Source organism: Paenibacillus sp. NPDC056579, assembly GCF_042793215.1.
In the GTDB taxonomy this organism is placed as follows: Bacteria; Bacillota; Bacilli; order Paenibacillales; family NBRC-103111; genus Paenibacillus_S.
On sequence record NZ_JBHTVD010000001.1, the window covers coordinates 60,366 to 85,161 of the forward strand.

At 49.8% G+C, this 24,796-nt stretch carries 26 protein-coding genes and 1 other annotated feature; of the genes, 23 read left to right on the plus strand and 3 right to left on the minus strand.

All coding sequences use genetic code 11. The features are described from left to right. Positions 1-42 precede the first annotated feature (42 nt). The 7 genes from ACFQ88_RS00325 to ACFQ88_RS00355 all read left to right on the plus strand — a co-directional run bounded on the left by ACFQ88_RS00325 (position 43) and on the right by ACFQ88_RS00355 (position 7,527). The gene (locus ACFQ88_RS00325) at positions 43-384 is read left to right on the plus strand and encodes a peptidoglycan recognition protein family protein (RefSeq protein ID WP_239634353.1); all 342 of its coding nucleotides are present in this window, start codon (positions 43-45) and stop codon (positions 382-384) included. A 21-nt stretch (positions 385-405) separates the two neighbouring features. Continuing rightward, positions 406-1,152, plus strand: a complete 747-nt coding sequence (locus ACFQ88_RS00330; RefSeq protein ID WP_239634354.1) for a pseudouridine synthase — start codon at positions 406-408, stop codon at positions 1,150-1,152. Positions 1,153-1,218: 66 nt separating this feature from the next. Continuing rightward, complete coding sequence (resA, locus tag ACFQ88_RS00335) at positions 1,219-1,752, plus strand: thiol-disulfide oxidoreductase ResA (protein WP_239634355.1); 534 nt, start codon at positions 1,219-1,221, stop codon at positions 1,750-1,752. Between the two features lie 269 nt (positions 1,753-2,021). Beyond that, on the plus strand, positions 2,022-3,704 hold the full coding sequence (gene resB / locus ACFQ88_RS00340; RefSeq protein WP_239634356.1) for a cytochrome c biogenesis protein ResB: 1,683 nt from the start codon (positions 2,022-2,024) through the stop codon (positions 3,702-3,704). Next, positions 3,697-4,932, plus strand: a complete 1,236-nt coding sequence (gene ccsB / locus ACFQ88_RS00345; RefSeq protein WP_239634357.1) for a c-type cytochrome biogenesis protein CcsB — start codon at positions 3,697-3,699, stop codon at positions 4,930-4,932. Before resB ends, ccsB begins: the two co-directional genes overlap by 8 nt. Positions 4,933-4,968: 36 nt before the next feature. Next, positions 4,969-5,685, plus strand: coding sequence for a response regulator transcription factor (locus ACFQ88_RS00350; protein WP_239634358.1), 717 nt, complete (start codon positions 4,969-4,971; stop codon positions 5,683-5,685). Next, entirely contained in the window at positions 5,686-7,527 is a 1,842-nt protein-coding gene (locus ACFQ88_RS00355; protein WP_239634359.1) for an ATP-binding protein, read from the plus strand. 140 nt (positions 7,528-7,667) lie between these two features. Here the strand turns inward: ACFQ88_RS00355 and serA are convergent, their stop codons facing one another. Then, positions 7,668-9,254, minus strand: a complete 1,587-nt coding sequence (serA, locus tag ACFQ88_RS00360; RefSeq protein WP_239634360.1) for a phosphoglycerate dehydrogenase — start codon at positions 9,252-9,254, stop codon at positions 7,668-7,670. 125 nt (positions 9,255-9,379) lie between these two features. After that, positions 9,380-9,636: a binding site (T-box leader), on the minus strand. Positions 9,637-9,903: 267 nt separating this feature from the next. On the opposite strand from serA, the gene ACFQ88_RS00365 reads away from it, so the two are divergent. Next, the gene (locus tag ACFQ88_RS00365) at positions 9,904-10,230 is read left to right on the plus strand and encodes a rhodanese-like domain-containing protein (RefSeq protein ID WP_239634361.1); all 327 of its coding nucleotides are present in this window, start codon (positions 9,904-9,906) and stop codon (positions 10,228-10,230) included. A 115-nt stretch (positions 10,231-10,345) separates the two neighbouring features. On the opposite strand, the gene ACFQ88_RS00370 is transcribed toward ACFQ88_RS00365, so the two are convergent. Continuing rightward, positions 10,346-11,263 carry a hypothetical protein gene (locus tag ACFQ88_RS00370; protein WP_379451280.1) on the minus strand — a complete coding sequence of 306 codons (918 nt, stop codon included), beginning with the start codon at positions 11,261-11,263 and terminating at the stop codon, positions 10,346-10,348. A 70-nt stretch (positions 11,264-11,333) separates the two neighbouring features. Here ACFQ88_RS00370 and ACFQ88_RS00375 point away from each other — a divergent pair, with 70 nt between their 5' ends. Together ACFQ88_RS00375 and ACFQ88_RS00380 are read left to right on the plus strand one after the other, a co-directional pair. Further along, on the plus strand, positions 11,334-11,927 hold the full coding sequence (locus ACFQ88_RS00375) for a CPBP family glutamic-type intramembrane protease (RefSeq protein WP_379451281.1): 594 nt from the start codon (positions 11,334-11,336) through the stop codon (positions 11,925-11,927). Then, positions 11,927-12,142 (plus strand): hypothetical protein, encoded by a 216-nt coding sequence (locus ACFQ88_RS00380; RefSeq protein WP_379451282.1) that lies wholly within the window; start codon positions 11,927-11,929, stop codon positions 12,140-12,142. Before ACFQ88_RS00375 ends, ACFQ88_RS00380 begins: the two co-directional genes overlap by 1 nt. A gap of 10 nt (positions 12,143-12,152) precedes the next feature. Here ACFQ88_RS00380 and ACFQ88_RS00385 read toward each other — a convergent pair whose 3' ends face one another. Continuing rightward, positions 12,153-13,049 carry a polysaccharide deacetylase family protein gene (locus ACFQ88_RS00385; RefSeq protein WP_379451283.1) on the minus strand — a complete coding sequence of 299 codons (897 nt, stop codon included), beginning with the start codon at positions 13,047-13,049 and terminating at the stop codon, positions 12,153-12,155. Positions 13,050-13,153: 104 nt separating this feature from the next. On the opposite strand from ACFQ88_RS00385, the gene ACFQ88_RS00390 reads away from it, so the two are divergent. From ACFQ88_RS00390 to fni, 13 genes are all read left to right on the plus strand, one after another. After that, entirely contained in the window at positions 13,154-13,513 is a 360-nt protein-coding gene (locus ACFQ88_RS00390; RefSeq protein WP_239634366.1) for a hypothetical protein, read from the plus strand. Positions 13,514-13,714: 201 nt separating this feature from the next. Next, on the plus strand, positions 13,715-14,317 hold the full coding sequence (locus ACFQ88_RS00395; protein WP_379451284.1) for a genetic competence negative regulator: 603 nt from the start codon (positions 13,715-13,717) through the stop codon (positions 14,315-14,317). A gap of 162 nt (positions 14,318-14,479) precedes the next feature. Then, the gene (locus ACFQ88_RS00400; protein ID WP_379451285.1) at positions 14,480-15,985 is read left to right on the plus strand and encodes a DnaB-like helicase C-terminal domain-containing protein; all 1,506 of its coding nucleotides are present in this window, start codon (positions 14,480-14,482) and stop codon (positions 15,983-15,985) included. A gap of 21 nt (positions 15,986-16,006) precedes the next feature. Beyond that, a complete protein-coding gene (locus ACFQ88_RS00405; protein ID WP_239634369.1) occupies positions 16,007-17,251 on the plus strand; it encodes a Glu/Leu/Phe/Val family dehydrogenase in 1,245 nt (414 codons plus the stop codon). 237 nt (positions 17,252-17,488) lie between these two features. Then, positions 17,489-18,181 carry a glutamic-type intramembrane protease PrsW gene (gene prsW, locus ACFQ88_RS00410; RefSeq protein ID WP_239634370.1) on the plus strand — a complete coding sequence of 231 codons (693 nt, stop codon included), beginning with the start codon at positions 17,489-17,491 and terminating at the stop codon, positions 18,179-18,181. A gap of 49 nt (positions 18,182-18,230) precedes the next feature. Beyond that, complete coding sequence (locus tag ACFQ88_RS00415) at positions 18,231-18,392, plus strand: hypothetical protein (RefSeq protein ID WP_239634371.1); 162 nt, start codon at positions 18,231-18,233, stop codon at positions 18,390-18,392. 102 nt (positions 18,393-18,494) lie between these two features. Continuing rightward, positions 18,495-19,847: a germination protein YpeB gene (gene ypeB / locus ACFQ88_RS00420; RefSeq protein WP_379451286.1), complete on the plus strand. Its 1,353-nt coding sequence runs from the start codon at positions 18,495-18,497 to the stop codon at positions 19,845-19,847. A 127-nt stretch (positions 19,848-19,974) separates the two neighbouring features. Then, a complete protein-coding gene (locus tag ACFQ88_RS00425) occupies positions 19,975-20,625 on the plus strand; it encodes a flagellar brake protein (RefSeq protein ID WP_379451287.1) in 651 nt (216 codons plus the stop codon). A gap of 68 nt (positions 20,626-20,693) precedes the next feature. Further along, entirely contained in the window at positions 20,694-20,909 is a 216-nt protein-coding gene (locus ACFQ88_RS00430; RefSeq protein ID WP_379451288.1) for a hypothetical protein, read from the plus strand. Positions 20,910-21,045: 136 nt separating this feature from the next. Then, complete coding sequence (gene cmk, locus ACFQ88_RS00435; protein ID WP_379451289.1) at positions 21,046-21,723, plus strand: (d)CMP kinase; 678 nt, start codon at positions 21,046-21,048, stop codon at positions 21,721-21,723. Position 21,724: 1 nt separating this feature from the next. Beyond that, positions 21,725-22,309, plus strand: a complete 585-nt coding sequence (locus tag ACFQ88_RS00440; protein WP_239634376.1) for a lysophospholipid acyltransferase family protein — start codon at positions 21,725-21,727, stop codon at positions 22,307-22,309. A gap of 127 nt (positions 22,310-22,436) precedes the next feature. Next, positions 22,437-23,681, plus strand: a complete 1,245-nt coding sequence (gene rpsA / locus ACFQ88_RS00445; RefSeq protein WP_239634377.1) for a 30S ribosomal protein S1 — start codon at positions 22,437-22,439, stop codon at positions 23,679-23,681. A gap of 25 nt (positions 23,682-23,706) precedes the next feature. Then, positions 23,707-24,786 (plus strand): type 2 isopentenyl-diphosphate Delta-isomerase, encoded by a 1,080-nt coding sequence (fni, locus tag ACFQ88_RS00450; protein WP_379451290.1) that lies wholly within the window; start codon positions 23,707-23,709, stop codon positions 24,784-24,786. Positions 24,787-24,796: the final 10 nt, after the last annotated feature.

The window sequence follows — 24,796 nt, forward strand, 5'->3', positions numbered from 1 at the left end:
GCACATATACTGTACCAGCCAGACAAAGCAGAGGTGAGCTGTGTGCAGTATTACGGAATTATCATTCATCACTCCGCCTGTTCCTCGATTAACGGCAAGGGCTACGATTATTTTATAACCCGAGACGGTTCCATCATTCCATCCTCTGACAAGACCGATCCCCTTTACATTCATATTTGCGTGGAGGGAAACTTCTCCGCGCCCCGCACCCATTTGACGCCAGCCGAGCAAGAGCAGTTTTTCGTATTGAATAAATTGATCATTCGCCTTGCGGAAGTGTACCGGTTCGAGCCGGATGATCTGTTTCCGCACGATATTTCGTGTCCAGGTCCGCTTTTTCCTTGGTCTCAGCTTGTGATTTCACCTGAGGATAGGTATCATTAGGGTTGAGGTGAAGAGAGTCCAATGGAACGATTACAAAAAGTGTTGGCAGAAGCGGGAGTGGCCTCCCGGAGAAAATGTGAAGAATTGATCACCGCAGGCCGCGTGCAGGTGAACGATAAAGTGGTAACCGAATTAGGGGTTAAGGTCGACGCTCAGAAGGATGTTATTCAGGTTGACGGAAAGGTAATCCGGCAGCAGAAAAAAGTATATGTGCTGTTCAATAAGCCGAAAGGGGTTATTACGAGCGCGTCCGACCCGGCAGGCAGGAAAATCGTAACGGATTATATGAAGGATATCAAAGAACGGATCTATCCGATCGGAAGATTGGATTACGATACGGAAGGGCTGCTGCTGCTTACGAATGACGGGGAGTTTGCGAACCTGTTGACGCACCCTAAGCATCACGTTCCTCGTACATATCATGCTACGGTCAAAGGCGTGCCCCACGGCTCCCTGCTGGACAAGCTGAGAGACGGGATCGAGCTGGAGGACGGCATGACGGCTCCTGCCGAAGTGGAATATTACGATGTTAAAGAGGAAACTAATGAAACTATCGTAACGATTACGATTTATGAAGGGCGCAACCGTCAAGTAAGAAGAATGTTCGACGCCATTCAGTTTCCCGTGATCAAGCTCAGGCGCGTACAATTCGGCCATATTCCGTTAACGGGAGTGCCTCGGGGCAAATACCGGTTTTTGAAGCCGCAGGAAGTGAAGGAACTCACCGATAGCGCTCTCAAGACACATAAAATTCAAAAAGGGAAATAAGCGTATGCGGTAAATTTCGCTATAATGAGGATAGACTCGACTAGAGATCGTTTGAGGTGGGGAACAATGGGAAAAAATAAACGTTGGGTACAGCTGGCTATTTTTACGGTGGTCATTGTAATCGGGGCGCTGACCCTGATCAACAATTTGTATGCGACAGACAAGAAGCCTGTCGAAGGCTCCAAAGCTCCGGATTTCACCCTCGTCGGCCTGGACGGCAAGCAGCATCAGCTATCCGAGTATAAGGGAAAGACGGTTATGGTTAACTTCTGGGGAACCTTCTGTCCACCCTGTAAAGACGAGATGCCGGCAATTCAGCACCAGTACGACAAGCTGAACAAGCAGAACGCGGAGTTTCTGGCATTGAATTTGGGTGAAAGCAAAATTACCGTTCAAAGCTTCGTTGATCAGTATAAGATTAATTTCCCGATCCTGCTGGACGATAAGGAAGAAGTGCGTAAGCGGTATGGCGTCATGCAATATCCAACGACGTTTTTTATTGACCCGGAGGGCAAGATAGCCAAGATTCGGATCGGGGAAATGGATGAAGCGTTCATTGAGCAGACTATGGCTTCCATCCAGGGAGCTAGCGGCAAATAAACGCCGGCTTGTCCCACAACGGCTGGCAGCTTAAGGAGAACAGTGCCGGGAAAGCAAACGCGCTGGCTCTGCGGAGCGAGTTCGTTTGCTTGCCGCCTTTGAAAATGGGTAATTGCCGGAGACATCCATATTAAATTACCCATTTTCAATGTCGGCCGGAGGCGCTTCCTTTTCCAATCGGATGTTTCAACGACCGTCCGGAGCTTCCCTACGTACGCTTTCGAAGTCGAAGTAAGCTTTTCTAAGAGAAAGGTGCTCAGGAGGACATCATGATTGAGAATACAAAATGCGAATGCGGCCACCAAAATTTTGTCGGTACCGTACTTTGCGAATCATGCGGGAAGCCGCTGTTCGAGGACGATCAATCGGCTCCGCTTGAGATGCGTTACGACGGAGTAGCCAGGAGATCGCAAAAAACGAATCCAGGCTTGATAGACAAGGTATGGAATTTCTTCTCCTCTGTCAAAATTGCCGTATACCTAATTATTATTACATTATTGGGCGCGTCTCTCGGAACGATATTCCGGCAGGAGAGCAATTTCATCAACTTCGATCCGTCCACCTATTATAAAGAAAACTACGGGACGTTCGGAGACATCTATTACAAGTTGGGGCTGTCCCACACCTATGAATCCTGGTGGTTCATTACGCTTCTGTTTATGATCGGCACGTCGCTGGTCGTATGCAGTCTGGACCGGGTGCTTCCGTTGTACCGGGCGCTCAGCAAGCAGCAGATCCGTAAGCATCTCAGCTTTATTTTGCGCCAAAAAGTAAGGTACTCGGGGCAATTAAAGAGCGGGGACACCGATTATTCCGAATCGGAATCCAAGGCATGGATCGAGCAGACAGCCAAGGCGCTTAAGAAATACCGCTACAACGTACATACGGACGGTTCGGCGCTCCTTGCGGAGAAAAACCGCTTCAGCCGGTGGGGCCCCTATATCAACCATATCGGTCTAATCATTTTCTTGATGGCCGTTCTCATGCGAAGCTTGCCGGGATGGCATATGGACCAATACGTTTCCGTAGCCGAAGGGCAGACCGTCAAGCTGCCGGATACGTCTTTTTATTTGAAGAACGAGAAGTTCACGCTGGAATATTACAGCCCGGAGGAAATGTCCGAGGAGTTCAGAGCGAAGAATATGGCGGTACCGAAAATTTTCGAGACCAAGGCCGTTTTGTACAAATGTACCGCGAATTGCGACGACCCGCTGAACGAGCCGAAGCTGGAAGAGGTTCACCGTCAGGATATCATCGTCAACAAGCCGCTGAATTACAGGGGGCTGCTCGCGTACCAAAGCGAATATTCGCAATTTCCGCTTCTCATCTCCGTTAAGCCTTCCCTAAAGAACAAGAAGACAGGGGAAAACTACGGGAGCATCGATCTATCGATGTCCAGACCGGTGGAAAGCTATAAAATCGGCCCTTACGATTTGAAGCTCAAAGGGTATTATCCCGACTTCGGCATCGAGAACGGAATGCCGATTACGAAGTCCAAAGATCCGGTGGCTCCGGCATTTATCTTTCATATTACCGGTCCCGATCTTGCGCCGGAAGGACAGCCTTACATCTACTTCCCGCTGCCCGTCGATAAGGAAGAGTTCAAGCAGGATGCGATTAACCGCGAGATTGCGGACAAGCTCGATCTATCCGTAAACTCCATGCAGGACGTTCAATTCTCAGAGTACACCAGCTACTTGAATATTCGTGTCGATCGCGCGCTGCCGTACATATGGACGGGGGCTGCCATCTCGATGATCGGACTGGTTATGGGCTTTTACTGGCATCACCGCCGTATATGGATCCGGATCGATAACGGCAAGCTTTCGTTGGGCGCCCATACGAACAAAAACTGGTACGGCATCCGCAAAGAAGTAGAACACATCTTAAAAAAATCAGGGATTGATGTGGATCCTAAAACGTTAGAGGCAGGGGTGGGTCGCAATGGATAGCAGTTCATTTTTATTTCTTGCTTTTATTGTTTATAGCGTTGCCTTTTTAATATTTGTCGTGGCGATAACGGGGAAGCAGTGGAATCAGCAAAACCCTGAGGAGCATGTGGCAAAATGGGGCAAGGTGGGCATCATCGCCTCCATTATCGGCTTTGCCTGTCACGCGGCCTTCTTCTTCCTGCGGTGGGCGGAGGCCGGACATATTCCGACGAGCAATATGTTCGAGTTCATGACGTTCCTCGGAATGATGATTATGCTTGCCTTCATTATCGTGTACTTTATTTACCGGACGCCGGTGCTTGGCGTGTTCGCCTTGCCGGTGGGCATTATTATTATCGCGTACGCATCGGTATTCCCGAAAGAAATTCAGCCGCTCATCCCGGCGCTGCAAAGCTACTGGTTGAAAATTCACGTGACGACGGCCGCCTTGGGCGAAGCCTTCTTCGCAGTAGGGTTCGCAGCGGGACTCATGTATTTGCTTCGGACCATTGATTTCGGCAATAAGGACAGGTCTTCGAAGAAAGAACGCGTCGGCGTAGAAATCACGATGGGCTTCCTGATCGTTATCGTAGCCTTCGTCGTATCCATTTTCAGCTTCAATGCCGCAGGGTATCATGCTTCCTTTGCCGTTACGAGTACGGACGATACCGGCAATACGGTGCAGTCAACTTCCAAGTATGTGCTTCCGCCTATTTTTGCGCCGGATAATTCCGAAGTGATTGAGATGAAGCCGTTCCTCGGCATGACAGAACCGCTGCTCGAAGCTCCGTCGTTCTTCAAGGGCAGCGATGCAGGAAGAAAATTAAATACGGTGGTCTGGTCCATCCTTGGCGGTATTGTCCTATATCTCTTGCTGCGTCTAGCTGCCCGCAAACCGCTGTCCGCCGCTATCAGCCCCTTGATGAAAGGGATGGAGGAAGAGGACATCGATGAAATCAGCTATCGGGCCATCGCTATCGGCTATCCTATCTTTACGCTGGGTGCCCTTATCTTTGCAATGATCTGGGCTGCTGAGGCCTGGGGCCGATTCTGGGGCTGGGACCCGAAGGAAGTATGGGCTTTGATTACATGGCTGTACTATGCCGCTTACTTGCACCTCCGCCTGTCGAGAGGCTGGCAGGGGAAGAAGTCGGCCTGGCTGTCCGTAATTGGATTTATGGTCGTCATGTTTACGCTGGTAGGAGTAAATCTGGTCATTGCCGGACTTCATTCCTACGCCGGAGTATAACCCATTGCGCAGTGCAATAAGAAAGGATTGAGGCCCATGTCGGAAAGAAAGATGACTATTTTGGTAGTTGACGATGAAGAGCGGATTCGCCGTTTGCTTCGGATGTATTTGGAAAAGGAAAACTTCGCTATAGATGAAGCCGAGGACGGCGAGACTGCTTTGAAAAAAGCGGTGGAGTCGGACTACGATCTGATATTGCTCGATATTATGCTTCCCGGCATCGACGGGAATGAAGTATGCGCCAGACTTCGCCAGGTGAAATCGACACCCGTTATTATGCTGACGGCCAAAGGGGAAGAAACGAACCGGGTGCAGGGCTTTGAAGTGGGGGCTGACGATTACGTGGTCAAGCCATTCAGCCCGCGTGAGGTCATCTACCGGGTGAAGGCGATCCTTCGCCGTTCTTCGGTAACCGCGTATTTGTCCAAAGAGGTCAATTCGAGCAACAATATCGTATTTCCTAATCTCGTGATCGAGCATGATGCGCACCGTGTAACGGCAGGCGGTCAAGAGGTGGCTCTGACGCCGAAAGAATACGAACTGCTTCATTATTTGGCTGTATCGCCCGATAAAGTGTTTTCCCGTGAAGAGCTGCTGAAGGATGTATGGAACTATGAGTTTTTCGGGGATTTGCGGACGGTAGATACCCATGTAAAACGGCTTCGCGAGAAGCTGAACAAAGTCTCCCCTGACGCAGCGTCCATGATCACAACCGTATGGGGCGTCGGGTACAAGCTTGAGGTGCCTAAATAGGTGTTTATTCTAAGAAGCATCGTCGGCAAGCTGTGGATAACGATCATCGGGCTGGTAGCGGTCATATTGATGCTGTTGGGCTTGTTTTTGCTGAATTACATTCAAACCTCGTTCCCGAAGTCTCAGGATCAGATCGAGAACCTGCATAAGCTCGCCAAGAAGGTAGCCAGCGGCATTTCGGTTCACAGTGAAGACGATCATTATATTACGATGGTTAACGATCTTCTGAGCGCTCAGGAAGCGACGGTTTTTATAGTGGATACCCAGTTCAAGCAATCCGGATTTTTCGACGACGGATCGCTTGGGGATCTGCATTACGACGACTTTTTCAGCAATCAGGATATGCAAAAGGTGTTTGCCGGCGAATCGATCGACAATCAGCTGGAAGGGAAAGCCGGAGTGAAGCTGCGGGCCAACAATCTGTATTCGGCCGTTGCCGTTCCTCTGATGGATGCTTCTCAGCAAAAGATTATAGGTGCCGCCGTGCTGTATCAGTCGACCCAGTCGGTTGAGGCGACGCAGACGTATGTCATGCGATTGTTCGTTTATGTCGGCATCGCCGGGTTTCTGATGACCACATTTTTTGCGTTCTTCCTGTTGACCAAGATTACCCAGCCGCTGCAGCAGCTAAGAAAAGCGGCCGATCTCATATCCCATGGGGAATTTGGAACGAGAGTGCCTATCGCGTCCGATGATGAACTCGGGGAACTGTCCAAGACGTTCAACCGGATGGGCGAGGAGCTGTCGGATACGATCAAGGCGTTGAACCACGAGAAGGAGCATTTATCCAGCGTCCTGCGCAGTATGTCCGATGCGGTCATTACGTTCGATGCCGACGGGCAGGTGATCTTGACCAATCCGCAGGGCTACAAGATCGTTCGCGACTGGAATCAGCTCGAATGGAACGATTTTGACGCCGATCCAGACACGGATCCGCAGCAGAGTACGCAGCTTGGCACGATTCCGCCTCCGGTCCGGCCGTTGTTCGAAGAAGTGATTAACGGAGCCAATGAAATAACGGAAAACCTTCACGTGAAGAATGAAGTATGGTCCATTGTGATGGCTCCGCTACATTCTCGGGATGTCGTCCGGGGCGTCGTCGCCGTAATGAGGAACGTGACCGAAGAGTTCCGTCTCGATAAGCTTCGCAAAGATTTCGTGGCGAATGTATCCCACGAGCTTCGCACGCCGCTGTCCATGCTGCAGGGCTACAGCGAGGCGCTGCTCGACGATATCGCCTCCTCGCCGGAGGAGCGGCAGGAGCTCGCTCAAGTCATCCATGACGAATCGCTGCGTATGGGCAGACTCGTTCGCGATCTGCTAGATCTCGCAAGGATGGAGACCGGCAATCTGGAGCTTCACATCCGGCAGGTCGATGTCGGGGGCTTCATGAGAAGGATGCATCGCAAATTCGCCGTACTGTCGAAGGAGCGGGGCATTACCATGACGTTGGAGCTGCCGGAAGACAGCCTGAACATTCAGGCGGACGAAGACAGGCTGGAACAGGTTATGACGAATTTGCTCGACAATGCCATCCGGCATACACCTTCGCAAGCACAAATTCGGATGCGTGCCGTAACTGTGATGCATATGGGCAGGGAGGCCGCGCTGCTGGAAATATCCGATGAAGGGCAGGGGATCCCTGCAGGCGATCTGCCTTTTATATTTGAACGGTTTTACAAGGCGGATAAGGCGCGTACGCGAGGCACGACAGGGGGAACCGGCTTAGGTCTCTCCATTGTGAAAAACCTGGTGGATGCGCACCAGGGAACGGTACAAGCGAAGAGTATGGTAGGGCAGGGAACGACGTTCTCCGTCATTATTCCGTGCCGGCAGGCATAGAGATTAACTCCTTTTTACAACTGACTCCAGAGCGCGTTTTTGCTCGAAAAAAAAGAGAGCATTCGATAATCGTATCGGATGCCCTCTTTTTTTGTTGAAAAAACAAAGTAAATCTTGTTGTTCGTGAAACAAAGGATGGATTATTGTAAAGTCAGCTCGGTTACTTTCTCGATCTCTGGAAGCTGACCCAGTTGATCCAACACGTCTTTCGGCGCCGGTTTATCTGTGGTGAGCACCATGATTGCGGAACCGCCGATCACTTTACGTCCTACTTGCATCGTAGCGATGTTGACGTCGTTGCTGCCGAGCAGCGTACCGACGCGGCCGATGATTCCCGGCTTATCGTTATGGGAGATCAGAAGCAGGTTGCCTTGAGGCGCAATATCGACAGGGTATTGATCGATTTGCACGATACGCTCGCCATAGCCGGACAGAAGCGTTCCTGCCAATGTGCGCTCTTCGGTTTTGGTTTTCAATGTAACGGATACCAGGTTGGTAAATGTTTTGGATGCCGTAGATTTTTGAGTCACGATATTCACGTCGCGAGTTTTAGCCAAATGCATAGCGTTGACGATGTTTACGCCTTCGAGCTGGTTGGCCAGAACGCCTCTTACAATATAACGGGTTAGAGGAGTCGTGTCGACATCGCTCAAATCACCGGAGTAGTTAACGATAATTTCCTGCACCGCGCCTTCGGTCATTTGGCCGACGAATTGTCCCAGGTGCTCGCCCAAGTTGAAGTAAGGCTGCAGCTTGTTGAGGACGGTCGGAGGTACCGGCGGCATGTTAACCGCATTTTTGAACGGCTGGTCACGCAAAATGTGCAGTACTTCTTCCGATACGTCGATCGCAACGTTCTCTTGCGCTTCTACAGTAGAAGCTCCCAAGTGCGGAGTTACGATGATTTTCGGATTGTTCAGGAACGGATGATCCGCTTTAGGCGGCTCTTGCTCGAATACGTCAAATGCAGCGCCGGCAACGATTCCGGCATCGATAGCTTCTACCAAAGCCATTTCGTCGATAATACCGCCGCGAGCACAGTTGATAAGGCGTACACCTTTTCTCATCAGCTCGAATTGAGGGCGCGAAATCATATGGCGCGTTTCATTCGTGAGCGGAGTATGAACTGTAATGAAATCGGCTTGCGCACAAATCTCGTTCACCGTGCCCAATTTGACACCGATCTTCTCGGCACGCTCTTCGGTCAAGAACGGGTCGTAGCCGACTACGTTCATACCGAAAACTTTGGCGCGCTTAGCTACTTCGCTTCCGATACGTCCCATACCCAAAATACCTAACGTTTTGTTGCGCAGCTCTACGCCAACGAACGTTTTGCGGTCCCATTCGCCGCCAACGGTTTTTTTGTAAGCCTGAGGGATCGAGCGTGCCACCGACATCATCATGGCGAAGGTCAGCTCACAAGTTGCGATAGTGTTGCCGTCCGGAGCGTTGATAACGACGATACCGCGTTTGGTAGCAGCTTCAAGGTCAATGTTGTCTACACCGACGCCTGCACGGCCGACGACCTTCAGGTTGGAAGCGGCAGCCATGATTTTCTCGGTTACCTTTGTCTGGCTTCTAACCATCAAAGCGTCGTATTCGGCGATAATGGCAACCAGCTCATCTTCGGACAATCCGTTTTTCTTCTCAACCGTTACATCTTCCGCATCATACAGCATTTGAATCCCCATGTCGCTGATGCCATCCATTACTAACACTTTAAACATTGTTCATTGACCTCCATTTATAATCATTTTCATTGCCAGAATGCTTGCCGGGTGGCGAGTAGGAATGCAGCCGGAGACAAATTGGGCATAAAAAAACTCCTCATCCCCATACGATTGCCGTATTATGAAGGGACGAAGAGTAACTCTCGTGGTACCACCCTAATTCGCTGCGCGTTCGCACGTTGCAGCCTTGTCGAGTCCAATGACTCAGAAATGTAACGGTTTCTAACCGGCTGTACCTACTAGGGCTCTGTCCGAATAATCGGTAGAGGTTCAATACAGCAACTCTGAAGTGCTCCGTGTAAAAGATAATGTCCGATTCGCACCTACCATCGGCTCTCTGCGCATTACCGGTTCACACTGTCTCCGTCGGTGTTGATTACTAGATGAAATTTTCATTAGCGTAACATGACCCTCAAGCTTGTGTCAATAGGTGTCGAAAACGATTAACGCACCCTGTAACAGCATTGGAACACTCGGTAAATCTACGTACATAACATAGAGAAGATTGATAGATTGTTCGTCTTTACCGGGTCACAAACCATATTTTATGGCAATTTCACCGGAATTGCAATGGTTTTTACTTGTTTAATTGTGAATTTTTCGTTATGCTTCTATACAGTACAGCGCGAAGGAAAGGATGAAGGTCATGGAACCGTTTGAAATGATAGATCCGAGATCGTTTGTTGAGAAGCTCGAGACCAAACAGCTCGGAGATGCGCTGATCATCGATGTCCGCGAGTCGTGGGAGTGGGAGTACTATCATCTGGACGAAGCGAAGCTCATTCCGATGAATACGATTCCGGCGAGGATGGGGGAGCTGCCCGAGGAGCAAACCCTTTATATTGTTTGCGCACATGGAGTTCGAAGCGCGAATGTGTGCTATTATTTGCGCCAGCAGGGATACGAGAATGTGGTCAATGTAGAGGGCGGAATGGCCGCAGTGGCCATGCTGAGAGGGTTTCAATACGATTGATTTCGTCTTCAGGGCATTCAATTCAATAAAGCCGCTAAGTCATAAGTCAGCTGCTGCTGTCTTGGTCTTAGCGGCTTTTGTTTTTCTTACCATATTGGAACTAATTAATGTTTTCTCAATTCGCACTGGCGAAAAACGGGATTTGCGGCAGCGTTTCGTTCGCGTACCAGCGGGTTTTGTTGCGGGCAAAATCGCCGGAACCAACCGCATTGGTCGCCAACAGCACGTCGATGACGTTCTGCACCTGGGATAAATTCATCTTGCCCGATTGGCCGGATGCAATCATCTCGTCGATTTTCATCGACAAATCCTGCGGCGTGAACGGCTTGAACACATTGTCTTGCGCAAGCTTGCTTGCTATGTATAAGTTCTTCACATTTAAGGACAGCGTATTCCACTCCGCTATTGCGAGCGGATTGTCTTTGCCCGCGTGCTTGAATTGAGGATTTTCCGATTCGTTCCATTTCACGATGGATTCGTAATAATTGCTTTGCGCGGCCAAGGCGAACTTCCGTGCTTCAGTGAAGTAAGGGTCGCTATTCATCGCTTTTACAAGCTCGCTTCCCGGTATGGAATTGGCTTTGGCCTGGAAGCTCGTCAGCGCTTCATGGAACAGCTTCAGGCTTTTCGCATAATTTTGTTGGCCTTGCTGAAGCAGAGGCGACGAATCCGGCATGGACGTGGAGCTTACCGCGTCGTACTTCGCTTTGGCCAGCTTGCCCAAATCTTTAAGAATCAAGGAGGCGTCAGCCGATCGGTTGATCTCCAACTCGTGAGTTTTGTCGAACCAGCTCTGCTGAAATTCCCTGTACGGCTCATAAATGGTATGATAATATGACACCAAATACTGTTGATGATAAGCGGAATAACCTTTGGCAGCTTCGTTTTGTTTGGAGAAGAGCTCCTCATACTTGGCTGCGGATCGTTCCTGTCCTAGTTTCAACCCCATGAAAAAAGTGCCAACCGATAAGACAAGCATAAAAATGAAGGTGAGGACAAACAAGTAATCTGTACGGTTAAGACTTCTGTCCATAAGCATGCTCCTCGCAGTATGTTATCAATTGATAGTATAGGTGATATTGTCGATAAAAGGAATAATTTGCATGAAAAAATTCGATTTCAAACCGTTTAAATTCAGGAAATTGAGTATTGACGAAATGGACGACCGGTTTCTGCTCATCAATTTGTACGTAACGCAACTTATCGTTCTTTTATTGGGCGTCATCATTATGCTGTTTCAAAAGCCTTCGCTAAGCGCCATGTTCTCTATTAAGGGCGGGTATTGGATTCTGCTCTGGGGCGTCGCTTATGCCGCGGCCGTCCTGATTGTAGATATTCTCATCTCCAGATGGGTACCGCCTGAAGTGACGGATGACGGCGGCATCAACGATATGCTGTTCAAAAATCGGCCGTTATGGCATATCGCCGTAATGTCGTTTATTGTAGCTTTTTGCGAGGAGCTGTTGTTTCGCGGAGCGGTCCAGGCGGCTTGGGGGCCTTATTGGACAAGCATATTGTTCGCAGCCATTCATATCCGCTACCTGCAGCATTGGCTTATGACGGGACTTGTTTTCGGCATCAGCTACGGACTCGGCTGGATCTATATTCAATCGGGCTCCTTGTGGGCGCCTATCGCCGCACATTTTGTCATTGATTTCGTTATGGGTTGTATTATTCGTTACAGGAGAGAGGATTAATGAGTTCCAGACAGCCAGAGGATAACAGCATAATGATGCAGCATCCGATAGAGGAGAAGGAGGAAACCTTTCTCCCTCCCCGTAAGACCGTTCATGCTACGGAGAAGGAAAAGTGGCTCCCGATCTTTTACCGGACCTTGCTTTGGTTATTTATTGCGCTTGTCGTTGGACTGCTTGTATGGGGATGGCGCCGTTATATCAACGGACTTTTGTAAGGTGTATGGTTTAAGGTGCGACCTCGATGGAAGCCGGATCGACAAATCCGTACTGCTTCTGCTCGAGCTCCGTCAGCAGCTTATCCAGAGCTTTATCGGTCCATGCGAGCTCGTGCATCAAAATATTGCTGCCCGGACGGAGTTGTTCCAACACATTGGCTACGACCTTATCCGGGTTATTGCTTTTGGAAGTCATTTCCCAATCCTTCGAACCGTTGGACCAGGTCATGAAGAGCATTTGCTCCTCCAGCGCCTTGGCCCGAACCTCATCGCTCCCGGAACCGAACGGCGGACGGAAAAATTTCGGTGCGGTGCCGATCGTATCTTTTACTAACTGCTGAACGTCCCCGATCTGCTGATTCACCTTCTCCTTGCTTTCCTTCTTGAGATCGATATGATCCCACGAATGGTTGCCAATCGTCTGGCCTCTGTCATGGATCAGCTTCAACAGCTCGGGCTTTTGCTTGGCTCGGTAGCCGTTGACGAAAAAGATCGCTTTGGCATGATGCTTGTCCAGCGTGTTCAGCATCGACTCCAGCATGTCTTTGTCTTTGGGGCCATCATCGAACGTTAAAAGGACGACCTTTTTCTCCGTCGCGGCAGAATCTATAGGAACGATATCGTAGCTTTTCGGATTCATTCGGTACAAGGGCTTCGCTTGTTGAGGCGGGGCAGGTGTAGGAGCAGGAGTTGCAGCAGCTGTAATGCCGGCTTTATTGTCAGCAGCTCCGTTTCCTTGGGCGGGCTGGACTTGCTTCGTCTCATTTGCAGAGGAGCCGGCGTTAGGAGCTGGCGCGGCATTCGTCGGTTCTGCGGCGGATGGGACAGGCGGCTTCGATTCGTTTTGGCAGGCGGCCGCGGCCATGAGAAGAAGGGCGGCAAGTCCGCACAGCAGCTTTTTGTTCATGTTGGTAACTCCTATTCTCAGATGGTTTCCTGATTTTATCATGCATGGTTCGTCCCATCATAGCGGAAAATACATTCGAATACTACTCTGATGGAGGGATGGCCATGAAATTCGGATCTTTCTTGCTCGGCGGACTTGTCGGCGCTGCTGCGGTTATCTATATCAATAATAAAAGCAAGTCCATGCTGTTCTCCGCGATGAGCAGCAATCAGTCGCTTGGCAGCTCGGCCGATAGGGGCAGATCGAATGAGCGTTCGATGGATTCATCGAATCAAAACAAAACAAAAATGAATCAAACTGCCGCCTCTAGCCTGAAAAAAGATGAGCATTCATCTTCATCTTTATCATCCTCTTCGACCCTCGGTAAGGTAGAGGAAATCATCAGCCAGGATCCCGAGCTCAAATCGACCGTCAACGAAATTTTAGCCGAGAACGGCCAAGAAGAAGTATACCAGAAGCACTGATGGTTGTAGATGGATCATAAGCACCAGACACAGGCAGAGCAACCTGCTTGTGTCTTTTCTTTTTTTCAGGACATTCGCACATTTCTTGTTATGTTGTGATATAATAGTCATATAATTGAATACAAGCTGTAAAAGCTTACTCACCTTTTTAACCTTACTTCATAAGCTGTTAATATATGCGTCGGCAAGGAGGAAACCTGTATGAAAATGGAGCGTTTAAGTCAGGACAAGATACGGATTTTCCTCACATTCGACGACTTGACGGAGCGAGGCATTCAAAAGGATGACATGTGGAGAGAAATTCCGAAAGTACACGAGCTGTTTAGCGACATGATGGATCAGGCATACAGCGAGCTCGGATTCGAACCATCCGGTCCGTTAGCCGTAGAAGTGCTGCAGCTGCCAGCACAAGGTATGGTTGTCATCGTTACCCGCGGTAAAGTCGATTTCCAATCCTCCGTCGAGACCTATGACGAGGAAGTGGAGGAAATGTATGAGCTGGAGGTTACTCTAGAGCAATCCGACCAAATTTCTTACGTTTTCCATGACTTTGAAGACTTGATCCGTATGGCCAAGGTGTTGAATCCACTCGTTACTGACGGAGGTACCCTGTTCTCATACAAGAACAGATGGTTCCTGCTGTTAAATGCCGACGAACTTGATGAGAGCGGATACCAAGCAGTAATTGCGGTATTATCGGAATTTGGCGATGCTGCTACCGTAACAAGAGCCGTGCTTGAGGAATATGGCAAGACGGTGATTGAAACCAATGCCGTACAAGTGCTGTGTTCCCATTTTAAATAACCCATATGAACGATTAAGAAACAGGTTGGCGGAAGCATTCTTCAAAAACAGTAGTTTTTGCGGAGTGCTTTTTTTGCGGCTTCTTTTGCTGAGAATGACAGCAGCCGCGCATAAATAGATAGCTTTGCAAACAGACGATAGCAGCATGTAGGGGGAGACCGTATGACGGCAATGAATATGGGGGCGTCCAAGTCCACCTTCGATTTGGAGGATTTGGTCCATCGTTATCAGAAGCAGCTTCGGGATGAAGCTTTTTTGTATTTGTATAAAAGAGGGATCGAGGAAGAGACGATCGAGCAGTATCGCTTGGGCTTCGATCAGGGGAAAATAGGCTTTACCGTCAATCCGGATGTTCTGAGCGATTACTTTGCCAACCGGGTCATTATTCCCGTCTGTGATGCTAATGGAGCGGTCATTGAACTGATCGGCCGCGCCGTCGATCACCGGGAGCCCAAATATAAAGCGCTTCTCGGCATCGAGGATTACATGTTCAATGAACAAATATTGGAGGAGACGGAAGATATCATCCTGTGCAACGGGCTGTTCGATGTGATGAGTCTGGCCCAAGCAAGGCTCCCTGCCGTCTGCATCCCTCACTGGTTCGGCTTTAAGGACATTCATGCCGAGCGTTTGAAAGGGAAACGGGTGTTTATTTGCATGGGGAACGATGAATTAGGCAGAAGGGAAAGTGTCAAAATACAAACGATGCTGCAGGAAACGGCTGCGGAAACGTATATTGTTAATTTGCCGGAATCGATCCGCGATTTGAACGACTTTTTCGTTAAAGTCCAAAATCCGCTGGAAACGTTCATGCAGCTTCTGAATCAAACGATGGAAGAAGCGATGCTTGTACCGGTTGCTCCCGATGTGAAAAATATTACGGTATATGCCGAAGAGTACATGAAGCGGTACCGCGGGCAGGTAACTGGCGTTTCGAGCGGTATCAGCCGTTTGGACGAAGTACTGTACGGCGGCTTCCAAAGCGGATTGTATTTGATATGCGGGGCGGCTTCCAGCGGGAAGACGATGCTGATGAAGCAGATGGCCGATCACATTGCCGAAGGACAAACCCCGGTCGTATATGTGTCGTGGGATATGACGAGCTTTGAGCTGTGGGCGAGAAGCATCGCGAGAATTATCGGCGTCGAGCCGCAGAAGGTATTGAACGGAAAGGTCGATCCCGAGCAAATAAACGAAGCAAACAAAGCGTATCTGCCTATAAGCAAAATGCTGTGGACATTGGAATGCTCGCTCGATACAACGCTCGATAAAGTGATGGGCTCTATTGAAAAAATAGCTTCGCTGGCCGATAAGACACCGGTTGTTTTCATCGACCATTTGAATAGGGTGCCGGCGCGGGCTTCCGGGCATGCTTCGTCTTCCGACGATCACCGGACGTTGATCACCTATGCGCTTAAGCAGTGGTCCAAGGAATGGAATGCAACGGTCATAGCGGCGATGCCCGGGGAATGCAGTCCCAACCGGTTCCCGGAAGGCATTGAAGCGTGCGCCGATGTCATCATGCTGCTCCAACCGCAAGAGGCTAAAGAAAATCAGGAAACGGAGATGACTTCCGTCATGCTGAAACTTCTGAAAAACAGAAACGGCACACTGGTCGACATTCCGCTAAGCTTCCAGCAGGAGAAAGCAATGTTTACGGAAAAATAGAAAGCAAAAAGGATGGTTCCGATGGCTGAAAACCTTAACGTGCTTCATGCTACACAGGTAATCATTGAGCAGGCGCTCGTCAAGCTGGGCTACCCACAAGCGATGGTAGACCTGCTGAAAGAGCCGATGCGGATTATGACGGTTCGCATTCCGATTCGTATGGATGATGATTCGATCAAAATTTTCACCGGTTACCGCGCGCAGCATAATGACGCTGTAGGTCCGACCAAGGGCGGCGTCCGCTTTCATCCTGACGTAACCGAGGACGAGGTCAAAGCTCTGTCCATCTGGATGAGCTTGAAGTGCGGCATTGTCGATTTGCCGTACGGCGGAGGCAAAGGGGGCATTATTTGCGACCCGCGGCAAATGTCGTTTCGGGAGCTGGAGCGGCTAAGCAGAGGATACGTTAGGGCGATCAGCCAAATCGTCGGGCCGACCAAGGACATTCCGGCGCCTGATGTCATGACGAACTCGCAGATTATGGCCTGGATGATGGACGAGTACAGCCGGATCCGCGAATTTGACGCCCCGAACTTTATTACGGGCAAGCCGGTCGTCTTGGGAGGCTCTCATGGTCGGGAGACGGCTACGGCCAAGGGGGTAACGATCATGATCGATCAGGCACTGAAGAAGAAAGGGATCCGGATTCAAGACGCCAAGGTGATCATCCAAGGCTTCGGCAATGCCGGGAGCTTCCTGGCCAAATTCATGCATGAAGCGGGAGCGAAGGTTATCGGGATATCCGATGCTTACGGCGCGCTGTACAACAAAGACGGGCTGGATATCGAATACTTGCTGGACCGTCGCGATTCGTTCGGCACCGTAACCAAGCTGTTCCAGAATACAATTACGAATAAGGAGCTGCTCGAGCAAGATTGCGATATTCTTGTCCCGGCCGCGATCGAGAATCAGATCACATTGGACAATGCCGATCGGATCAAGGCATCCATCGTGGTGGAAGCGGCCAACGGTCCTACGACTCTGGAAGCGACGAAAATTTTGACCGACCGCGGCATCCTGCTGGTTCCCGATGTGCTGGCGAGCGCAGGCGGGGTGGTCGTATCTTACTTTGAGTGGGTGCAGAACAATCAGGGATATTATTGGACGGAAGCGGAAGTGCATTCCAAGCTGCAAGAAGTAATGGAAAAAGGCTTTGAAAATGTCTATAATATTCATATTACAAGAAATGTGGATATGCGTTTGGCCGCTTATATGGTGGGCGTTCGTAAGATGGCTGAAGCCGCCCGTTTTCGCGGGTGGGTTTAATTTTATAATTAATGGCATGTTTTTGATTGGGGCCTTTTCTCTTCGACAAATGAGATGATGGAGGGCAGAAGTTGTGCCGGAAGAGTTTACGTGCCGCCTTTGAAATCGGGTTATCGCCGCCAATTCTCATCATTTTAACCCGATTTCAACAGCGGCCGGAGACACAGTTCTGCCTGTATTCATTGGATTTGTCTACGCGTTGGCTTCAATCAAAAACACGGAAACGGAGGGGGACACATGAGCGTCTTCTCAGTCTTGACGGCAGCGATAGCGCCCGGTGTCGCTCTGATGGCTTATTTTTATTTGAAGGACCGTTACGATACGGAGCCGATCCATCTCGTCATGAAAGTATTTTTATTCGGAGTGCTGCTGGTATTCCCGGTCATGGTCATCCAGCGCGCCTTGGTTCATGGCTTGGGTGAGAATCCGTTCGTATTCAGCTTTATCATTTCATCCGGAATTGAAGAATTTCTGAAATGGTTTCTCGTTTATTTCATCATCTACAAGCATACTTCGTTCGACGAGCCTTATGACGGAATCGTCTATGCGGTAGCCGCTTCGCTCGGCTTTGCTACGCTAGAGAACGTATTTTATGCGCTGCTCAATTCCTCGTCCATTTCGAGTCTGTTATACAGAGCGCTGCTGCCGGTATCGGGGCACGCGATGTTCGGCGTTATCATGGGCTATCATTTGGGAAGAGCCAAATTCGTAGAGGAGCTGAGGACGCGCCACTTGATCTTCTCGCTTATGCTCCCGATTTTTTGGCACGGGGTATTCGATTATGTGCTCCTTACCGCCAAGGCGTATTGGATCTGGTTTATGATCCCGTTAATGGCATTCTTGTGGATAAGAAGCATAAGGAAGGTCAACCGCGCGAATGCCCGATCGCCGCTGCGCGTCGTGCGCAGGGAGGAGCAGATTAAAATTTAACCGGTTTGTCTATACTTGTCAGTATAGAATTCATGCCGGGAGGGTAAACATGACCGTAAACGAACGAGTAAAGGTAACGATTCGCTGCAACTGGTGCGGGGAACGGTTCATTTTGAAAGGAAGAAGAGACAAGGGCAAGATCGATACGGGATTCAAGCAGTGCATCTGCAACAACGAGAACGACTTTGATATCGAAACCCATGATTTCTAAACGGGAGAGGCCTGATGCAGGCTTCTTTTTTTTGTGAATAAGACATCTTCCTTGGGCGAAAACTAAAGCCAAGTTTGGCTGAAGAAGGGAGAATTCACATCCATGTACAGAAGATTAAGCATCGTAATGTTTCCGATTTTAGTCGTTGCCTTGATCGGGGCGGGCGTATGGGGGTATTTGGAGCATCAGGAGAAAAACGCGATTCTCATTAAAGCGGAAAACCAGTATCAGCGGGCATTCCATGACCTTTCCTTTCATGTGGACCGGCTCCATAACGAGCTGGGCAACACATTGGCCATTAATACCGCATCTCAGGACAGCTACAAAAAAGGGTTGGTCAATGTATGGCGTATAACGAATCAGGCTCAAAGTGAAATAAGCCAGCTTCCACTATCGCTGCTGCCGTTCAATAAAACGGGGGAATTTCTGGCGAACATGTCGAACTTCGCGTACCGGGCCGCCGTTAGAGATCTTAACAAGCAGCCGTTAAATCAGGAGGAAATGGCCACATTAAACGCATTGTACACCCATGCGGACGAAATCAGCAAAGATCTGCGCGGCATGCAAAACAAAGTGCTGGCGAACAATTTGCGATGGATGGACGTTGAAATGGCGCTGGCGACAGAGAAAGAGCCGCTGGACAATACGATCATCGACGGCTTCCAGACGGTCGACAAGAAGGTATCCGAATACTCCGACGTCAAGTGGAGTCCTTCGATCATGAACCTGTTCCAGACTCGCGATATGAAAATGCTGTCCGGCAACGACGTCACCGCAGACGAAGTGAAACAGAAGGCGGCGACCTTCCTGAACATCGATCCTTCCGCTCTGCAGGTCGTCGAGAATGGAGCGGGCACCGAGTACCATTCGTTCAGCGTTTCAGCCAATCGGGGCAATAATCCGGGCGGAATCCAAATGGATTACAGCACCAAAGGAGGCCAGCTGCTCTGGTTCTCGGCCGACAGAGAAGTGCCTGAGAAGAAGCTGGATTTCCGCCGGGCCCGCGACGCGGCGGCTGAGTTCCTCGATAGCCACGACTTCAAAAATATGACGGCGGTAGCTTACGACGAATACAGCAACAATGCCAATATTACGTTTGCCAGCCGTGACAATAACATGATCAACTACCTCGACAAAGTAGCGGTCAAGGTGGCGATGGATAATGGAGAAATCGTCGGGCTTCAGGCAACCGACTACGTGTTTGATCACAAGGAACGCCAGCTGAAGGCACCTAAGCTGACGCAGGAGGAGGCGCGCAAGGTGCTGAATCCGAATTTCAAAGTCGATGGAGAAGCGATGGCTTTGATCCGCAACGATATGAAGGAAGAAGTGCAGTGCTATCAGTACACGGGGAAAATCAACGGCGGCATCTATAAAATTTTTATTAACGCCGATACGGGTGCCGAAGAAAAAATCGAGCATGTCCGCAAGGAAGATCAACAAGTACAAACATAACATCCGATGGAAGAAGCTGAGAGGCTTCTTCTTTTTTTCTTCCCATATGAAAGCCGCATGGTATAATATAGGTGGATTCTAGTTCTTAGGCACTGTTTTTTGTCAAATTCTGGGGGGAGGAAGCTTTTTGCTGCCGAAAGTCAATCAGATTTTACATATACAAGTCAATTCCATCGACGATGAAGAGGCGAAGCAAGAGTTCAAATCGAGAATCGCCGATATCAATGATCGCCAAATCATTATGGAGGTACCGTTAAACGAGAAGACGGGACGATTGAAAAGACTCTATATGGGCGATGAATTGTCCGTTTATTTTATTACCGACGGCGGGGTTAAAAATTATTTCAACACGTCTGTGCTCGCCTTCTCGGAAGAAACGATCCGGATGGTTCATATTAAAAAACCGGAGCCCGAGACGATAACGAAGGTGCAGCGGCGCAACTTCCTGCGGGTACCTGCGGAGCTGGAGCTTGCGGTTACTTATTCGGAGCAGCTGCGATTTGTCGCTCTAACCGATGATGTCGGCGGGGGAGGGATCTCCTTCCTCTGCGACGGTTACATACCGCTGAATATTCAGCAGTCGGTTCATTGCTGGATGCTGGTTCCTTACAAGAACGGGCAAATCGAGCATGTTCCTTTTCGCGGGGAGCTGGTTCGAATCAAGCCGCTGGAAACAGGCAAACAGCAGGTTATGATGAGGTTCGCGGAAATTACGGACCGAGACAGGCAAAAAATCATCCGTTATTGCTTCGAAAGGCAGCTGGACTTGCGTAAATAATCCGCTGCATGAAATGTCGAAATATGGATAGACTACCACGAAAAGAGCTTTTTTTGGAGTGGTAGATGATGGAAGAAGAGACAAGCGTGGAAAAGGAAAATGGGTACGAGGACCTATTTTTACAATTTTCCTCGATTTTTGAACGATGGGTCAAAAGAGTGCTGCTGGTGCTCGTATCCTTGCTGATCTTGAGCCAGCTGCTGCTGCAAGTACCTTTTCTACGATATTATATGGTCAAAGTGGAGCAGTTGGAAGGAGTTCCATACTCCCGAACCGCTTCTTAGACCGCTTCGTTATCGGGCGAGTAGGCATCGAAGACTTTTGCAATCCTTCTAACACCTATGGTATAATTTTCTTCGATCGCAGGCTGGGCCTGTTTTTATTCAACTTTGTTCATTATAGTGCTGGGAGGCCCGCGTTTTGGAAAAGATCAATATCGCTATAGATGGTCCGGCAGGAGCTGGGAAGAGCACGATCGCTCGGCTTGTCGCGAACGAATTGGACTTCGTTTATGTGGACACCGGTGCCATGTATAGAGCTGTCACATGGAGTATATTGAAAGCGGATCTTCGCCCGGATCAGGAAGCGGAGGTTGTACAAGTCGCTACGCGGCTTGACATTCGTCTGGTTCCAGGGAAAGACGGTCAGCAGGTCTATCTTGACGGACAAGAGGTAACAGCGGCAATCCGCTCCGCCGAGGTAACCGGTAACGTGTCCCGTATTTCGCAAATTCCAGAAGTGCGTCGCATTTTGACGGATAAGCAGAAGCTGCTTGCAGCCGACAAAGGTGTTGTTATGGACGGAAGAGATATCGGGAGCAGCGTGCTTCCGGATGCGGAGCTCAAAATATTTTTAACCGCCAGCGTCAGAATTCGCGCCGAGAGACGGTTCAAGGAAATTCAGGACGACAGGCCTGAAGTCACTTTGGAGCAGCTCGAGCAAGAAATTGCGTCCCGCGACAGAATGGATGAGCAGAGAGAAACGTCTCCGCTTGTACAAGCTCCTGATGCGGTGCTGCTCGATACGACGGAAATGTCGATAGCGGAAGTGGTTGAGCGGATCTTGGAACTTTGCAGAGCCAAAGTCGGAGGGAAGTAATATGCTTTACTCTACGCTTCGTGCCTTATTTCATTTTATATTCCGGACCGTGTTCCGTTTAAAAGTGATCGGCAAAGAAAACGTTCCCGAAGGAGTACCCGTCATTCTGTGCGCCAACCATACGAGCAATTTCGATCCACCTCTTCTCGGGTCGCCGCTTGTAGGGCGCAGAGTTCATTATATGGCGAAAGCAGAGCTGTTCGACGTTCCCGTACTGGGGTGGGTGCTGCCCAGAATCAGCGCTTTTCCCGTAAAACGCGGCGGCGTCAGCAAAGAATCCATCCGGTTGTCGCTTCAACTGCTCAAGGAGAACAAGATTCTCGGTATTTTTCCGGAAGGTACCCGCAATAACGCGGAAGGAATGGGCAAGAAGGGCGCTGCTATGCTGGCCTTGAAGTCCGGCGCTACAGTAGTTCCAGCCGCTATAGTAGGCAAATACAAGCCGTTCCGGCAAATGAAGCTGGTCTACGGCAAGCCCGTCGATATAAGCGAGTTCGCCGATGCAGGCGGTGAAGGCCTGGAGCAGGCAACCGATAAAATCTTGAAGGTTATCCGTTCCATGGTCAAGGAATACGAATCGAAATGATAAATTGTGGAATACTTAGTAAAACAATTAACCGCGTATTCTTTATGCGTCGGTAAATTATATAAGATAGCAGCAATTGTAACTACTATTATTGAGTTAGGTTGCTAATTGAGGAGGGTATTGAACCATGTCAGAAGAGACAAGAGTGGAGCAAAACGAACAAGAAGAGCAAGCACAGCAAGAGGTATCCCAAGAGGAATCCATGGCTAATGTTTCCGTACTGAAAAAGGGAGATACCGTAAAAGGGAAAATCATCAAAGTCGACGATGACCAAGCTTTCGTCGATGTAGGTTATAAGTATGACGGCGTAATTCCTATCCGCGAGCTTTCCTCCGTTAACCTGGGAAGCGCCGGCGAAGGCGTTCAAGTAGGACAAGATGTTGAATTGAAAGTATTGACCATTGACGATAACAAAGAAAAGCTTGTTCTTTCCAAGCGCGTAGTGGACAGCGAAAAAGCTTGGGAACAGCTGCAAGCCGACATGGAGAACAAAACGATTATCGAAGCTAGAGTGGCCGAGGTTGTTAAAGGCGGTCTCGTAGTGGATATCGGTTTGCGCGGCTTTGTGCCTGCTTCCATGGTTGAGCGTACGTTCGTTGAAGATTTCAGCGACTACAAAGGCCGCACATTGAAACTTCGCGTGAAAGAAATGGACCGCGAGAAAAACAAAGTGATTCTTTCGCAAAAAGACGTTCTGGACGAAGAGTTCGAAGCTAAGAAAAAAGATCTGATCGCAGGCCTGTCCGTTGGTCAAGAATTGACCGGTACAGTACAACGCCTGACTCCGTTTGGCGCATTCGTAGATATCGGCGGCATCGACGGCTTGGTGCACATTTCCGAAATGGCATGGCACCATGTAGAAACTCCTTCCGAGGTCGTTAAAGAAGGCGATCAAGTGAAAGTGCAAATCTTGAAGCTGGATCCGGGCAGCGAGCGCATCAGCTTGAGCATTAAAGCGACTCAACCTGGTCCTTGGCAGCAAGTGAGCGGCAAATTCAACATCGGCGACATCTTGACAGGTACCGTAAAACGTCTTGCACCGTTCGGCGCTTTCGTTGAGGTTGCTCCTGGCGTGGAAGGTTTGGTTCATATTTCCCAAATCGCTCATCGTCATATTGCAACTCCGTTCGAAGTACTGAAAGAAGGACAAGAAGTGAAGGTGAAGGTGCTCGATCTGAACGTGGACGAGAAGCGCATCAGCTTGAGCATCAAAGAAACCGAAGAAGCTCCTGCCGATGCAGCCCCGGCTCCTAGATCGGAGAAGCCTGCAAGAAACCAAAAAGAAACGGTTATTGCTGAAGAGTATCAAAACCAAGGCTTGAACCTGACGCTCGGCGAGCGTTTCGGCGATAAACTGAGCAAATTTAAATAAGCATCGGAAATTAGGGGGAAACAGGGTGCGTATTCCTAGGAAGCTGGAGCATGTTCATTATGCTCTGAAGCTTGGACAGAAGGGAAGCCACGGCTTCTCCGACATCAAGCTGATTCATAACTGTATCCCTGAATCCTGCACGAAGCTAATTTCATTGCAAACTACGATCGGCGAACTCAATTTGAGCTCGCCGATTATTATTAATGCGATGACTGGCGGCGCTCGGGAAACAGAGGAGATTAACCGGGAGCTGGCCGTTGCCGCTAGGGAAACCGGATTGGCGATGGCGGTTGGGTCGCAAATGTCGGCGATTAAGAACCGTGAAGTCGTTTCAAGCTATAGGGTCGTCAGGCAAATGAATCCGGAAGGCATCGTCATAGGCAATTTGGGAAGCGAAGCTACGCCCGATCAAGCGGAGCAGGCAGTCGAGATGCTTCGTGCGGACGCGCTGCAAATCCATTTGAATGTGATGCAGGAGCTGATCATGCCGGAAGGGGATCGTGATTTTCGCGGGACGTCCGAGAGGATAGCATCCATAATGGAGCGGGTACACGTTCCGGTTATTGTTAAGGAAGTGGGCTTCGGGATGGCTCACGAAAGTGTCACGGCGCTGGCGCGCTTAGGGGTCACCTTGTTCGATATCGGAGGCTCCGGCGGAACCAATTTTGCCGCCATCGAGAACGCGCGCCGATCCGAGCCGATCTCATGGCTGAACGATTGGGGCAGCACGACGGCGGTCGCTTTGCTTGAGGCACTCCATGCTCTGAAGAGCCGTAAAGCTCAGACGGGGGAAGCGATTATTGCCACCGGCGGCATCTCCGGCAGCAGGGAAGTCAGCAAAGCGTTAATTCTCGGCGCTTCCGCGGTGGGGATTGCAGGAGCTTTCTTAAGCATATTGCGAACGGACGGAACGGCCGCGTTGATAGATCGAATTCGCTCCATTCATCATGAATTGACGCTTGTCATGACGGCGCTTGGGGCTCCTGCTATAGCTGATCTATGGAACGTTCCGGTGGTCGTTGGCGGCGAGACCGCGCACTGGTGCATGACCCGCGGAATCGATATCACCAGCTATGCAAATCGATCCGGTTTTGATAAAAACTAAATAACCCAGC

Coding starts and splice junctions, on each gene's coding strand:
- ACFQ88_RS00330 (WP_239634354.1), top strand. CDS start 406: ATGGAACGATTACAAAAAGTGTTGGCAGAAGCGGGAGTGGCCTCCCGG.
- resA (WP_239634355.1), top strand. CDS start 1,219: ATGGGAAAAAATAAACGTTGGGTACAGCTGGCTATTTTTACGGTGGTC.
- resB (WP_239634356.1), top strand. CDS start 2,022: ATGATTGAGAATACAAAATGCGAATGCGGCCACCAAAATTTTGTCGGT.
- ccsB (WP_239634357.1), top strand. CDS start 3,697: ATGGATAGCAGTTCATTTTTATTTCTTGCTTTTATTGTTTATAGCGTT.
- ACFQ88_RS00350 (WP_239634358.1), top strand. CDS start 4,969: ATGTCGGAAAGAAAGATGACTATTTTGGTAGTTGACGATGAAGAGCGG.
- serA (WP_239634360.1), bottom strand. CDS start 9,254: ATGTTTAAAGTGTTAGTAATGGATGGCATCAGCGACATGGGGATTCAA.
- ACFQ88_RS00365 (WP_239634361.1), top strand. CDS start 9,904: ATGGAACCGTTTGAAATGATAGATCCGAGATCGTTTGTTGAGAAGCTC.
- ACFQ88_RS00370 (WP_379451280.1), bottom strand. CDS start 11,263: ATGGACAGAAGTCTTAACCGTACAGATTACTTGTTTGTCCTCACCTTC.
- ACFQ88_RS00375 (WP_379451281.1), top strand. CDS start 11,334: ATGAAAAAATTCGATTTCAAACCGTTTAAATTCAGGAAATTGAGTATT.
- ACFQ88_RS00380 (WP_379451282.1), top strand. CDS start 11,927: ATGAGTTCCAGACAGCCAGAGGATAACAGCATAATGATGCAGCATCCG.
- ACFQ88_RS00385 (WP_379451283.1), bottom strand. CDS start 13,049: ATGAACAAAAAGCTGCTGTGCGGACTTGCCGCCCTTCTTCTCATGGCC.
- ACFQ88_RS00390 (WP_239634366.1), top strand. CDS start 13,154: ATGAAATTCGGATCTTTCTTGCTCGGCGGACTTGTCGGCGCTGCTGCG.
- ACFQ88_RS00395 (WP_379451284.1), top strand. CDS start 13,715: ATGAAAATGGAGCGTTTAAGTCAGGACAAGATACGGATTTTCCTCACA.
- ACFQ88_RS00400 (WP_379451285.1), top strand. CDS start 14,480: ATGACGGCAATGAATATGGGGGCGTCCAAGTCCACCTTCGATTTGGAG.
- ACFQ88_RS00405 (WP_239634369.1), top strand. CDS start 16,007: ATGGCTGAAAACCTTAACGTGCTTCATGCTACACAGGTAATCATTGAG.
- prsW (WP_239634370.1), top strand. CDS start 17,489: ATGAGCGTCTTCTCAGTCTTGACGGCAGCGATAGCGCCCGGTGTCGCT.
- ACFQ88_RS00415 (WP_239634371.1), top strand. CDS start 18,231: ATGACCGTAAACGAACGAGTAAAGGTAACGATTCGCTGCAACTGGTGC.
- ypeB (WP_379451286.1), top strand. CDS start 18,495: ATGTACAGAAGATTAAGCATCGTAATGTTTCCGATTTTAGTCGTTGCC.
- ACFQ88_RS00430 (WP_379451288.1), top strand. CDS start 20,694: ATGGAAGAAGAGACAAGCGTGGAAAAGGAAAATGGGTACGAGGACCTA.
- ACFQ88_RS00440 (WP_239634376.1), top strand. CDS start 21,725: ATGCTTTACTCTACGCTTCGTGCCTTATTTCATTTTATATTCCGGACC.
- rpsA (WP_239634377.1), top strand. CDS start 22,437: ATGTCAGAAGAGACAAGAGTGGAGCAAAACGAACAAGAAGAGCAAGCA.